Annotated in this window: 12 protein-coding genes and 1 tRNA gene; 6 read left to right on the forward strand and 7 right to left on the reverse strand. The window is 62.8% G+C overall.

Annotation, left to right across the window (positions count from 1 at the left end):
• Window positions 1-41: 41 nt before the first annotated feature.
• A complete protein-coding gene (locus C482_RS01560; protein WP_241431860.1) occupies window positions 42-1949 on the reverse strand; it encodes a helicase C-terminal domain-containing protein in 1908 nt (635 codons plus the stop codon).
• Window positions 1950-2146: 197 nt separating this feature from the next.
• On the opposite strand from C482_RS01560, the gene C482_RS01565 reads away from it, so the two are divergent.
• A tRNA-Gly gene (locus tag C482_RS01565) sits at window positions 2147-2242 on the forward strand.
• A gap of 206 nt (window positions 2243-2448) precedes the next feature.
• Here the strand turns inward: C482_RS01565 and C482_RS01570 are convergent.
• Window positions 2449-2718 carry a DUF7561 family protein gene (locus tag C482_RS01570; protein WP_006165590.1) on the reverse strand — a complete coding sequence of 90 codons (270 nt, stop codon included), beginning with the start codon at window positions 2716-2718 and terminating at the stop codon, window positions 2449-2451.
• A 117-nt stretch (window positions 2719-2835) separates the two neighbouring features.
• Here C482_RS01570 and C482_RS01575 point away from each other — a divergent pair, with 117 nt between their 5' ends.
• Window positions 2836-3858 (forward strand): YkgJ family cysteine cluster protein, encoded by a 1023-nt coding sequence (locus C482_RS01575; RefSeq protein WP_006165591.1) that lies wholly within the window; start codon window positions 2836-2838, stop codon window positions 3856-3858.
• Between the two features lie 171 nt (window positions 3859-4029).
• Here the strand turns inward: C482_RS01575 and C482_RS21600 are convergent, their stop codons facing one another.
• The gene (locus C482_RS21600; RefSeq protein ID WP_004267428.1) at window positions 4030-4203 is read right to left on the reverse strand and encodes a DUF5786 family protein; all 174 of its coding nucleotides are present in this window, start codon (window positions 4201-4203) and stop codon (window positions 4030-4032) included.
• A gap of 125 nt (window positions 4204-4328) precedes the next feature.
• On the opposite strand from C482_RS21600, the gene C482_RS01580 reads away from it, so the two are divergent.
• A complete protein-coding gene (locus C482_RS01580) occupies window positions 4329-5336 on the forward strand; it encodes a DUF5784 family protein (RefSeq protein ID WP_049896374.1) in 1008 nt (335 codons plus the stop codon).
• A gap of 100 nt (window positions 5337-5436) precedes the next feature.
• Here the strand turns inward: C482_RS01580 and C482_RS01585 are convergent, their stop codons facing one another.
• The gene (locus C482_RS01585; RefSeq protein WP_006165593.1) at window positions 5437-5724 is read right to left on the reverse strand and encodes a DUF5789 family protein; all 288 of its coding nucleotides are present in this window, start codon (window positions 5722-5724) and stop codon (window positions 5437-5439) included.
• Window positions 5725-5910: 186 nt separating this feature from the next.
• Here C482_RS01585 and C482_RS01590 point away from each other — a divergent pair, with 186 nt between their 5' ends.
• Together C482_RS01590 and C482_RS21690 are read left to right on the forward strand one after the other, a co-directional pair.
• Window positions 5911-6717: a PHP domain-containing protein gene (locus C482_RS01590; RefSeq protein ID WP_006165594.1), complete on the forward strand. Its 807-nt coding sequence runs from the start codon at window positions 5911-5913 to the stop codon at window positions 6715-6717.
• A gap of 44 nt (window positions 6718-6761) precedes the next feature.
• Window positions 6762-6926 (forward strand): DUF6757 family protein, encoded by a 165-nt coding sequence (locus tag C482_RS21690; RefSeq protein ID WP_006110911.1) that lies wholly within the window; start codon window positions 6762-6764, stop codon window positions 6924-6926.
• A gap of 196 nt (window positions 6927-7122) precedes the next feature.
• Here C482_RS21690 and C482_RS01595 read toward each other — a convergent pair whose 3' ends face one another.
• Both C482_RS01595 and C482_RS01600 read right to left on the reverse strand, forming a co-directional pair.
• The gene (locus tag C482_RS01595; protein ID WP_006165595.1) at window positions 7123-7446 is read right to left on the reverse strand and encodes a 4Fe-4S dicluster domain-containing protein; all 324 of its coding nucleotides are present in this window, start codon (window positions 7444-7446) and stop codon (window positions 7123-7125) included.
• Window positions 7447-7572: 126 nt separating this feature from the next.
• Entirely contained in the window at window positions 7573-8817 is a 1245-nt protein-coding gene (locus C482_RS01600) for an MFS transporter (protein WP_006165596.1), read from the reverse strand.
• Window positions 8818-8967: 150 nt separating this feature from the next.
• Between C482_RS01600 and C482_RS01605 the strand changes: the two genes are divergently transcribed.
• Entirely contained in the window at window positions 8968-10056 is a 1089-nt protein-coding gene (locus C482_RS01605) for an asparaginase (RefSeq protein ID WP_006165597.1), read from the forward strand.
• 40 nt (window positions 10057-10096) lie between these two features.
• Here C482_RS01605 and C482_RS21980 read toward each other — a convergent pair whose 3' ends face one another.
• Window positions 10097-11674: a hypothetical protein gene (locus tag C482_RS21980; RefSeq protein ID WP_006165598.1), complete on the reverse strand. Its 1578-nt coding sequence runs from the start codon at window positions 11672-11674 to the stop codon at window positions 10097-10099.
• Between the last annotated feature and the right edge of the window lie 85 nt (window positions 11675-11759).

Genomic DNA, 11759 nt, shown 5'->3' on the forward strand with positions numbered 1-11759 from the left:
TTTGCGATGAGACTCCGCTCGTTGGTCGTCAGTCGATCTCGTTAGCCGTCCGTATCCCAGACATCTGCGAGCGGACTCGACGACGAGCCGTTCGACGATCCGGACCCCGACTGTGAGCGCGAGCGAGAGCGAGAACGTGTGTACGCAGTCCCGGAATCCGATCCAGCTACAGATCGACCCGTTGACTCGGCTCCTGATCCACTCGGACTCGAGTCCCCGCCCGAGCCACCATCGCGTCGGCCACCGATCGATCCGGACGAGTCACACGCCGCTTGTGGATCGAACGCCGGCAGTTCGGGCGTCGACATGCGATCGACCTGTGCTGTGAACCAGTCGGGCATGTCGGTCCGCGCACGTTCGAAGAGATCGAGGAGACTCGAGTCTGCGAGGTACGTCGCGCCGTGGTCCTCGGGGGCACGGACGACGCGACCACAGGCCTGGATGATGGTCCGCAGCGCGGTCCGGTAGTACCACGCCCACTGGCCCTCCTCGAGTCGGTGGGCGACGCGCGAGTCGCCGGTGTTTAGGTAGGGTGCCTTACAGAGCACTTGCCAGCGACAGAGGTCACCTTTGAGGTCGAGCGCCTCTTCCATCTTTACAGAGATGAACACGTCGGGGTCGGTGCTGGCTTTCCACTCCTCTAGGTCGGCGTCGCGGCCGTCGCGGTCGTGAACGCGAATACGATCGCCGACGCCGAAATCGCGCAGAAGGTCGGCGAGTCGCTCCTGAATGTTGTAGGAGTGGGCGTGAATCAGCCCTTTCTCGTCGGGATGGCGTTGCATGAGCCGGACGATGGTGCGAGCGATGTCTGGTGTCGTCTCGTCGCGGTGCTCGTAGGTCATCTTCCCCTGTGTCACGTCGTACAGCGGCCGGTTCTCGACTGGGAAGGTGTGACCGACATCGACGAGTGCGACGTCGTCGGGGGTGAGCCCGACCTGCCGGCAGAATGCTGCCTTGTTGAGGATGGTCGCCGAGAGGAGCGCGAACTTGTTGCCACGATCCCAGACGGTGTGGGCGAGGTACTTCTCGGGGTTCATCGGCTTGATCGTCAGGGGGCCGCCGAGTTCCTCGTCGTCGGTCTCCTCATCCGTATTGGCCGCGTTCCGCTCGGATTGGTCGACCAGCCACGTCGTCGGACTCTGCGGATCGCGAAAGTCCGAGACGAACCAGTCGAGTTCGCCGATCAGTTCCTGGAGCCGGTCGCGTTCGCGGACCTCTCGGGGCGAGAGCGTTTCCTGTGCGAGCAGGTCGTCCTTGCGACGGGTACAGGTCTGCTCGAGGTTCTCGGCGTAGCGGACGGCCCGTTCGATACTATCTATGTTCGGCACGCGCAGGTCGTCCCAGAATGGGACGGTTCGCGGCCCGAGCTGGATCGTCGCGTACATCTCCGCCCACTCGGCGAGGCCGTGGGCCTCGTCGATGACGACGACATCGCGCTTGCGAAAGACCTCGCTGCCCGCGGTCTGCATGAAGTACGCGAGGGTCATCGCCGCAATCGAGCGGTTCGAGGCGATTGCGCGGTCCGAAAAGTACGGACAGCGATGCTGGACCGAGCAGTCATAGCCTCGTTCGCGGACGCAGGGTGCCTGGTTGACCGGCGTGTTGCGCTCCTGGGGCAGAATGCAGGTGTAGTTCGACTTGCCGCGGATGACGTTCAAATCGGCGAGCAGGTCGTCCGAGGCGACGTCGTCGAGCTGTGAGACCTGTGGGGTCGTGTAGTAGGCCCCGGCAGCCTCGCTCGGCTCTGCCTCCTCGATCGTCCGGGCACAGCCGGCGACCGACCGCGCAAGAAGGGACTTACCGCTCCCAGTAGGTGCGCGCACGAGTACCACGTCATTGCCGGCCGCGAAGGCGTCACGAATGTCGCGGAGGGCCTGCTCCTGATTCCCGCGGTAGCTGGGCGCGGGAAAGGCGTCGAAGATCCGCTCGGGATTCACCGTCTGAGTCACGGACCGGCCGACTCCTAAAGGCTACGGAGCGTTGCTCGTGCTGAACTGTTCGGCTGTGAGGAGCGATACTGGTCGGAATGGAAACGAACTGGCAGCAAATCAGAGCGGAAGGGAGCGTAAAAGCGGCCGGTAGGTGGCAGCTACCCGCGGGTAACCGACTGATTACAAATACGAACACCGGCCTTGGCTTTAGTCGCGGAAGGGTCGCTCAGCGGTAGAGCATCGCGGTGCCAGCTGACCCTGGCCCGCGACGGCAGCACATGCCTCGTGGCGTTCAAATCCCACCCCTTCCGTCTACGGGATCGGTCTACATGACCCTTCCCGTTGCCATTGCCACTCTCCCCCATCACAGTGGCTTGTTCGTGGTCCGCTGTCCGCGTCGGCCAGACCGTTCACGGACCACGACTCATGTCTTCTCTTCGTCCCAGCAGATATCGAGTACGGGAGCGTCAGCTCACCGCAAACTCGGTGCGGGAGCCAGTACAGTTCACTCTCACCCTCACAGCGACTCCTCAGAGCGTTCACCAACTGGAACGAGGCGAGAGGTCTCCGCGTCGACCTGCTCGAGTCGCGCCACGTCCTCGGCGGTCGGCTCGTCGGGGATGACCTCGAGACACGGATAACACAGCAGGTGCTCCGTGCCGTCAGCGAGTTCGAGCATGATCGCCGAGCCGTCGCTGCCGTCGTTCTCGCCGAAGGTCCAGAGGTTGGCGATGCCGCCGGCAACGCTGACCGCTCGGCCGCAGCCGTCGCAGACGTCTGTTGCCATAGCTGACAGTGGGTACTGGGTGGTGAAAGTCGTTCCCCCCGGCACCGGTTCCGAACTCTGGTGCCGGCTTTCGTCGTCGGCCAACGAATTATACCAACCGCCGTGGTAGCGCCGGATATGGAGGTGCACTGTGCTGGCTGTGCCGGCTGCTGTATGGACTGGACCGCGTTGCTCGACGACCACGAGATGGATCAAACTCGCCAACACGGACGCGGACGATTCGCCGACGCCAGCGCCAGCGCCGACAGCGAGAGCGAACGCCGCCCCCCGTTCGACAGCGACGCCAACTTCGTCCCGCTCACCCGGAACGAGGTCCGAGCCTTCCTCGAAAAGGGAATGGCTGCCGCCATGACGCCGCGGTTCTGGCATGCTCACGACGAGCACGAGGCTGTCGAAATCGACGGCCAACAGGTCGCCGCCATCGCGGGCCGACCGGTCTTCTTCGTCGGCCTCCGAAAGCCTCCGAAGCCGGTCGCGCCCTTCGGCCGCGCGGAACCGACATGGCTGCCGACCTGTGTCTTCCTCGATCCGACAACGCTGCAGTGTCGCATCCACGACGACGAGCAGTTTCCTGCCGAGTGTGGTGTCTATCCGGCGCACAATCTCGAACTCGGGCACGAAACCGAGTGCGAGCGCGTCGAGGAGGCCTTCGGAGACGATCGGCTGCTCGACGACCAGCTTTCGGCCAACGAACTCGGCGACGGACCGCTACTCGGCTCACAGGCCGTCGGTGAGAAACTCTTCTGTCATCCCCGACCGGATGATCTCGCCGGCATCATCAAGCGTCTCGAAGTCGGGACGCTTCGACCGGAAGATCGCGCCGAGTGCATCGCAGTCGCGAGTGCCTCGAGTCCGGGCACGTTCGCGATCTCGGAGCACCACTACGAGACGGGAAAAGCACGGGCGATGGAAACGATGACATCAGCACGCGGTGGAGACAGTGCAGATAGCACTCCCGACAGTAAGTCCTGGGTCGGTCCCGCAATCGACGACTGGCACGAACACTACGACACAGCAGCGCACGATGACGGCTCAGCGCCATCACCCGATCTCGCGGTCACAGTCGAAGAGGACCGCGGCGCACCCAAGACGCCCGGTTGGGTGGACGGAGAGGGAGAAGTGGAAACGGGGACAGAGTGAGAACGCAACGTGAGGACGGATACTCGAGTCCCCTGCACCGAACGACTCACTGACGACCGTGACGACTGCCGTTCATCGTTCATGCCTGTAATGACGACGAGAGCACGGTCCCGAGGCAACACTGCGGCTCACAGCTCGTACTGGTAAACCGCAGAAGGGAGGGGGTCGACACTAGTCCGACTTGATCTGCTCGAACTGGTCGAGGAGGTCCTCCGCGGAGTCACCCGAATCGTACTCTACGCGGCCGTGATAGATCGTTCGCTCGTCATCGAAATCGGCGTCGACTCGAGAGGCCTGTTCTTCACGGCGTTCGTGTTCATCTTCGTCATAGGCACCCATTGACATGGCAAGTATACACATTGTAGGTGCGATTCGCATATCAATGTAACGGTCGTTCATATTCGAAGGCAGTCACGGTGAGTAAGGAGTTATCTCGCAACACGTATGGCCGACCAGGCCGTAGGACGGCCGTGGCACGGCCGCTTCGCTTTCGCTATTCGCCCACATCCTGGAGCGAGCAGCGAGTTCGACAGAAGATACTCCAGCCGCTCAGATCGAATATCGGTGCTCGTGCGGTGACGCCGCAGTTCGATATCGGCGCAGACTGGGAGACACACCGCTTCGAGATGCAAAACGGCGATATCGCCCTCTTTGCGCGTACTGACGAGGAGGCCTACTGGATGGGGAACACGGAAACGCCGTCCTCGCTCTGGCGTACGGACAAGTACGGCTGGCGTGAGATCCCGTATCACGTTACGCGCTGGACCCAGCGTGAACTCCTCGCGACGCTGCACGAGGAGGACCCGTGGCTTGCCGACTATCCGCACCTCTCGTGGTACTTCCTGCCGGTCTTCATGTCGAAAGACGGCCGCGAATCGACGCGCGCGTTCTTCCGCCAACACGCCGCCGGCTTCCCCGACGCGAGCCGCCGGGAGACAACGCGCTTCTTCGAGGACTTTCTCAAAACTGGCGCGCTCGACGAGTACCGACACGTCATGTCGGGGAAACTCGGCACCAGTAACCACGTCGACCGGGTGCGTATGAGTGCGGCGCTCGGCGAGTTCATCGCTGCGAAAATCCTCACCGACGCAGGCTACGACGTGACGCCCGAAATCGAGGTGACAACGGGCCACTCGCTCGACTTCCGCGCCGAAAACGGCGAGGCAAACGTCCTCGTCGAGGTTACCCGACCACAGCCACCGACGAACCGGGCCGCAGACGGCCCCGTCGCCGCCGTCCGTGATACCGCGGAGACGAAGACGAACGGCCAACTCGCCGAACACGGCGGCGGCGCAGTCCTCTTTGTCGACTGCTCGAGTTTCCGTGACGACGCCTGGGCTGCCGTTCGTGGCGAACGACCCGACGTCCGGCACCGCCCCGCTGTCGTCTATCGTGCACGACCGAACGGCCGGGTCGAAGGCTACCGGAAAGGATCGGTTCCACTCGAGTTGGCTGAGGCGATCGATTTTCTGGACTGACTGCTGAACGGCTGAACGACTGCTCCGTGCGGGATCGATGACTCTCTCGGTTACGCAAGTAGTTACTCAACAGCCGATGAGAGAAGAGAACAGGCCGACCTTAGAAGGAAACGGCGTCCGGTGAGTATGGACTCCCGACCGGTGTCGGATCGCGGTCACTGTAGCCGACGCGGCCAACGGCCTTGTTGCTCATCGCGGAGTAGACGGCAAGCTGAGCGTCATCCGCCGATTCGAACGTTTCGGATTCGAGACGTGCGAGTACATCGCCGACCGTCTCGGAGCCGTTCGGGAGTTCGAGGGTGCGGTCACCACAGTCCTCGATCAGTTCCTCGGTCGTTGCGGGGTACTCGTGGTCGTCGATGACCTCGGCGGTGCCAGTTGGAAGCATTACACACCATTGTGCGTGATCGATGATTATAAACATTGTCCATAATGGATTACTAGCCTCACCCAAGACCTAATATTGCTAGAATGGGTTCGAGTATCGTGGTCGGGGCGGTCAGAACCGGCGCTGAAGCCATCGGTGCCACTGAAAACGCCTTTATCGACGGAACTGCTCGGATGAGCCAGATCAATGCCCTACGCCGATCTTCACGTCCACACGACACGGTCGGACGGGAGCCTCGAGCTCGAGGCCGTCCCCGATGCGGCTGCCCGTGCGGACGTCCACGTCGTCGCGATCACCGACCACGACCGACTCCAGCCGTTTGATGATCCCGTGCGTGAACACGATGGTATCTCTATCGTCAACGGCATCGAGCTCCGTGTCGAGATTCAAGGTGACGACGACACGCCGAGTCAACGCGTCGATCTTCTCGCATATGGAATCGAACCGACGGCCGAACTCGAGTCCTTGACGAGCGGGATTCAAGAGAATCGCATCGAACGCGGACAGGCGATCGTCGACAACGTCGAGGACGAACTGGGGATCGACCTCGGCGTCACCGTCACGGATGGCTTCGGCCGCCCGCACGTCGCCCGCGCGATCGACGCACATCCGCAGACAGCGTACGACTACGAGGACGCTTTCGACCAGCTCATCGGGAACGACGGCCCGTGTTTCGTTGCACGGGAGATACCATCGTTCGAGAAGGGCCAACGAATTCTCGGTGAGGCTGCACAGCTCGTGTCGCTCGCACATCCGCTTCGGTACCCGGACCCGGAACACGCACTGTCACACGCAGCAGCCCTCGATGCGGTCGAGCTCTCGTATCCCTACGGCCGAGCGGTCGACCTCGAACCGGTGGAGCGAGCAATCGAGCGAGACGACCTGCTCGCGACCGGTGGCACCGACGCACATGAATCGGAGCTCGGCGTTGCAGGACTCTCGAAGGACGAATTCGACCAGTTGGGTCTGGTCCCAGAAAGTCAGATGGACTAGCCGGGAGCGGAGGGTTCAATGCCTCGTGGCACCAACGGCTGTGTATGAACTGTCACTACTGTGACCGCGAGGCCGCCTTCGCCGCGGAGTCGGACGGCCTCAAAGTCGGTCTCTGTGAGGAACACTTCCGCGAGCGTCTCCAGGAGCTCGCGGAAGCCGACGGACTCGAGAACCTCAAAGAGAAAGTCGACGTCGACCGCGCGGAGTAGGTGGTCAGTGTATCGGTACGTTGTACGTTGGTATGTGCAGGCTCGGTTTCAGACCCAGTCCTAGTTCCAGTTTCGAATTCGGGTCCTGATTCAGGTTCAGGTTTGAGTTCGATTGCCGTCCGTGTCCCGAACCGTAATCGACGCTCTTCGCAGGGCTGACCGCTATCCGTCACGCGAATAGACAGAGATAGAAGAGTTAGGCCGTTCGTCCGGCGTCAACGTCGATCGCGTCGACCGGACAGACGTCGACACAGAGCATACAGTCGATACACTGAGCTTCGTGAGTGGGGTCTGCCTTCTCCTCGCTCTCGGGGTGACCGGGGGTCTCGACCCACTCGAAGACATCGACGGGGCAGTCCTCGAGACAGGCACCGTCAGCGATACAAAGGTCGAAGTCGACGGCGACGTGAGTGCCGTGGATCCCGAGTTCTTCGGGTTCGTCGACGGGACCCCAGACGACGTGACCCTCGTGCTCGTCGACCTGCTCGCGATTTTCGTGGAACTGTGGATCTATGGCCATTGCTAACAGGTAAAAACGGCAGGTGCGTACTTAAATGTACGGACTCACTGTATTCCGAGAGAACGGCTAGCAGACACGCCAGCGGACTGTATTACCGGAAAAAGCGCTCGGCGAAACTGGACACAGTCAGTAGCCAAGCGAGAACACCCAGTTGACAAGAATCGCGCAGAAACTGAGTCCCAGAAGACCGGCCAGTACGAGAAACGCGACCCCCCAGCCGAAGAGGTCGGCGAACAGCCCGGTCGCGACCGAACCGAGCGCACCGATAAAGCCGTACACGGTACGAATGAGCCCGAATCCGGCACCGCGTTCTGCATCCGAGAGGACGTCCATGAACCGGGGTAAGAGCGCTGCACCCCAGCCGAGTCCAGTCCCGATCAGCAACACCGCGACGACGACGGCTTCGGGCCCGGGAACGGTAACGAGAATCACGAAGCCGACACCCGCGAGGAGGAGACAGCCAGCCGTCGCGAAGTCGCGGCCGACGCGGTCCGAGACAGCACCGACGCCGACCTGCGTAATCGCCTGCACGACGAAGTAACTCGCGAAGACGACGGCCGCGAACTCGGTCGGCTGCTTCCGGTGTTCGGTGAGGAACGTGGGGAGAAAGGTCGAAGTCGCCTGCCAGACGAACGCCCCGGCGATGGCAAGACAGATCGGGAACGCGATTTTCGGCCGCGAGAGAAGGTCGGTGATCGCACCAATGTCGAAGCGCTCGTGCATGGGTTGGTTCGGCCGGCGAGGCTCCGTCGGGTCAATGAGCCGAGAGAACAGCACGTAGACGAGAATCGCGATGGGAACAGCGATCGCGACAGCAGCTCGCCAGCCGTAGGTGACACCAACCCAGCCAGCAATCGGCGGCGCGACGAGACCGGCAGCCGGACCGCCGCTGTTATGAATCCCGATGGCAGCACCGATATCGTCGTACGTCCGGGTCAGCAACGTCGTCGCGACGCTGTAGTGGAGGCCGGCAACAGCCCCGAGGGCGATCGTTGCAAAGACGAACACCGCAAAGAAGGGCGAAACTGCGAGGAAGAGACTTGTTACTGCCGTCCCGCCGACGGCGATCAGGATAATCGGCCGCTCGCCATACCGATCCGCGAAAATCCCGCTCGGATACTGCGAGAGGAAGTAAGCCATCCACATGCCGGTCATCGCGACACCGACGACCGAGTTGGAGACCTCGAAGTCCTCGGTGATCATCGGCAAGACCGGGCTGATCGCCAGTCGGCCAACCATCGTCGCGAAGAACGCGAGTGTACACAGCACGAGAACAGTCTCGCTGTATCGCCAGCGTCTCATTCGCCACCAACGAGCTGTCTCCGTGTCCGTCTCATCGAATTCCTCGCCATCGTCGTTCTGATCGCTCATCCGTTCGTCACCGACGCCGACAGATGAGGGTATTGGTCCCGGCAGCCCCCGCCCGAGTCAGTACGAGCACGAACCAATCCCCTCAGCACTGGTGGCAGCCAGCCACCTTGAGCGAGAAGAGCCTTCTCCCCAGGGGGCGAGCACACGCGTATGCCAGCGACGGAGTCGACACCACTATCCTCACAGTCACAGCCACAGTCGCAATCAGAACCACACGTCAGAGTCATCAGCACCGGCGGCACCATCGCGAGCACGGGTGATGACAACGACACCAGCGGCAAGACCCCATCAGTGTCCGGTGAGGACCTCGTCGACGCCGTCCCGGAACTCACCGACTACGCCAGCTTCGACGTCGACACGGTCTGCCAGCGCTCCGGATTCCAGATGACCGTCGAGAACGCAACCGACATCGTTGACGCCGCCGAACGCGCGGCCGACGAGGGTGTCACCGGCGTCGTCGTCACCCACGGAACCGACACGATGGCCGAGTCGGCGTACTACCTTGACCTCGTTGCCGCCACCGATGTACCGGTCGTCTTCACCGGCGCACAGCGCCCGTTCGACCAGAAAGGAACCGACGGCCCCGCGAATCTACTCACCGCCGTCCGCGCCGCCGTCGACGACCGATTCCAGACTGGCAGCTTCCTCGCGTTCAACGACACCATCCACGCCGCCCGCTGGGTCGTCAAATCCCACACAAGCAAACTCGAGACGTTCGCCTCGCCCGGCGCGGGGCCAGTGGCCGAACTGACCCCCAACGGACTCCGAACGTTCCGCAAACCGCACAGCTACAGCGACGCATCGGCGATCCCGGACGCCGGAGCGCGAATCGACCCCGACATCCGCGTCGACATCGTGACGAACGCGATGGGCGTTGACGGCCAACAGGTGGAGCGAGCGCTCGAGTCCACCGCCGCTCCCGACGCCATCGTTCTCGCCGGTACTGGTCTCGGGAACGCGACCGGTGAGTTGGGGAGTGTACTCGAGTCGGCCATCGATGATGGCCTCCCGGTAGTACTGACTTCGCGGTGTCATGCGGGTGCGACGGCGGGACTGTACGGTGGGCCGGGTGGTGGACAGACGCTCCGCGAGGCAGGTGCGATTTCGGGTGGCGATCTGCCGGCGTGGAAGGCGCGGTTGAAGGTGGCGTTGGTGTTGTCGGTGGCTGGTGACGACGCCGAAGGCGAGACGCAAGATCGTATTGCTACGGCGTTCGAGGGTGTGGAGTCGGTAGTCTGAGCGGGCCGATACGGGTGAGAGCCGGAGGGAGTGGGAGGCATCAGTCAGACTCGAGTGCACCCGTCACCTCGAACACGGTTCCCTTGTAAGAAACCGTTCGCGTGGTCTCCTCGTAGCCGAACCAGCGGAGTGCCGTTCCGCGATCCGTTTCGAGGACGACGCGGTCGATGCCGTCGTCGAAGAACGGGAGTGTATTTCGAAAACTGCGAAATCGACGGCGCGGGAGTTGTTCGGGGATGAGGTGGGCGTCGGTGTCGACGTCAGTATCGGTGCTGGCGTCGGCATCGGCGGTAGAATGGGAATCAACTCGAGTAACCGTGAGCGTCGCGGGACGGCGGGCGTCCTCGTAGTTCGGCAGGCGGACGACGCGGTCGGCCTCGGTTCCGTCGCTGTCGTCGATTACGGCGTCCGGTTCCGGCTCCACCGCGAGGGGCGGTGCGTCGAGGTCGAACAGGGCGGCGTGGGTTTCACCGTCAGTGCTGTAGCCGACCGAGTAGGCATAACGACCGCCGCCGAGGTGGCCGACCGTTCGGGAGCGATTACGGTCGATCGGCCGGCCGTCGTAGAGGTCGAGCGTCGACGTCGTGACGGTGCCCGGCGCGACCCACGACAGCGGGTCCGGTGTCCCCCCAGGTGCGATCCAGTACCACTCGCCGGCGACGAGTTTGGACAGTCGCCACTGGTGGGGGTTTCCGGCCAGCTGCTCATCGCTGTAATTGACGAGATCGAACTCGATCCGCGCCGGTGCCGTGGCCGACTCCTGATTCGGCTCGAGATACACCTGGGTTTCGGGGGTCGCCTCGTGATACCAGCGGAGGTCGGTGGTTTCGGTACCCTCCCCGTCGAGTGACTCGGGAAGCGCCGGCACGTCTGTCCCCGAAAACTGCGAATTACCATCTGGGCCCGGCGTGTCGGTCGGCCAGACGGCGATCGTGAACCCGCTGTCCTGATAGCTGAACCCGTACCGGCCGGCTACGATCGGCTGTGACGGTCGCTGGTGATGGCCGAGCAGTTGATACTCGCACTCGACTTGCTCCTCGGGGTCGAGCGTGAGCGTCTCGGGGTACCAGTCGCTGTGAACGGTGTCGACCCGCCAGCGGCCGTCATCGTCTCGGCTGGACGACGGTACCGTCTCGGCAAAGGGGTGCTCCTCGGTCGGGACGAGGTAGGCTGCGTCGTTGGCGTCGCCGGACGACCGACTCGCGGGCGGATTGTCGAGCAGGACGAGCCGAGCCGGATCAAACGTCTGCTCGTAGTCGCGTTGATTAGCGATCACACCCGTCAGTGTCGCCGGCGACGACGCAGTCGCTGGCTCGTCAAAGTCGAGCGTCGCGACGAGGCCGTCATCGGTCCGAACGGCCCCGGTAACGACAGCGGTCAACGGTGCCGTTTCGAAGTCGACGACGGTCGCATCTTCGGATGGATTCCAGAAGCCAGCGAACGCATCGTCGGCATTCGTGGCCGAATCCGTGTCGGAGTCTGAATCCACCTGCACAGGATCACGGCCCGGGCCATCGTCGGTCTGCACGAGGTCGGTACAGCCTGCAAGAAGGACGCTTCCACCGGCGACAGTCTGGAGGAAGCGGCGGCGGGAGCGGTGACAGCGGCGGTGGTCCATACAGAGACGTGTTGGGGAAATAGTATAAATAAGCCGCTAGCTCAAACCGGTCTTTCACCGAACGTGACGGATCGTGAACGCACCG

The sequence above is a fragment of the Natrialba chahannaoensis JCM 10990 genome (assembly GCF_000337135.1).
GTDB classification, from domain to species: domain Archaea; phylum Halobacteriota; class Halobacteria; order Halobacteriales; family Natrialbaceae; genus Natrialba; species Natrialba chahannaoensis.

What these genes read in the sequence shown, in the direction of transcription:
- C482_RS01600 (WP_006165596.1), bottom strand. Translation starts at nt 8,817, where the DNA reads ATGAGCGATCAGAACGACGATGGCGAGGAATTCGATGAGACGGACACG.
- C482_RS01575 (WP_006165591.1), top strand. Translation starts at nt 2,836, where the DNA reads ATGGAGGTGCACTGTGCTGGCTGTGCCGGCTGCTGTATGGACTGGACC.
- C482_RS21980 (WP_006165598.1), bottom strand. Translation starts at nt 11,674, where the DNA reads ATGGACCACCGCCGCTGTCACCGCTCCCGCCGCCGCTTCCTCCAGACT.
- C482_RS21690 (WP_006110911.1), top strand. Translation starts at nt 6,762, where the DNA reads ATGAACTGTCACTACTGTGACCGCGAGGCCGCCTTCGCCGCGGAGTCG.
- C482_RS21600 (WP_004267428.1), bottom strand. Translation starts at nt 4,203, where the DNA reads ATGTCAATGGGTGCCTATGACGAAGATGAACACGAACGCCGTGAAGAA.
- C482_RS01590 (WP_006165594.1), top strand. Translation starts at nt 5,911, where the DNA reads ATGCCCTACGCCGATCTTCACGTCCACACGACACGGTCGGACGGGAGC.
- C482_RS01585 (WP_006165593.1), bottom strand. Translation starts at nt 5,724, where the DNA reads ATGCTTCCAACTGGCACCGCCGAGGTCATCGACGACCACGAGTACCCC.
- C482_RS01595 (WP_006165595.1), bottom strand. Translation starts at nt 7,446, where the DNA reads ATGGCCATAGATCCACAGTTCCACGAAAATCGCGAGCAGGTCGACGAG.
- C482_RS01605 (WP_006165597.1), top strand. Translation starts at nt 8,968, where the DNA reads ATGCCAGCGACGGAGTCGACACCACTATCCTCACAGTCACAGCCACAG.
- C482_RS01570 (WP_006165590.1), bottom strand. Translation starts at nt 2,718, where the DNA reads ATGGCAACAGACGTCTGCGACGGCTGCGGCCGAGCGGTCAGCGTTGCC.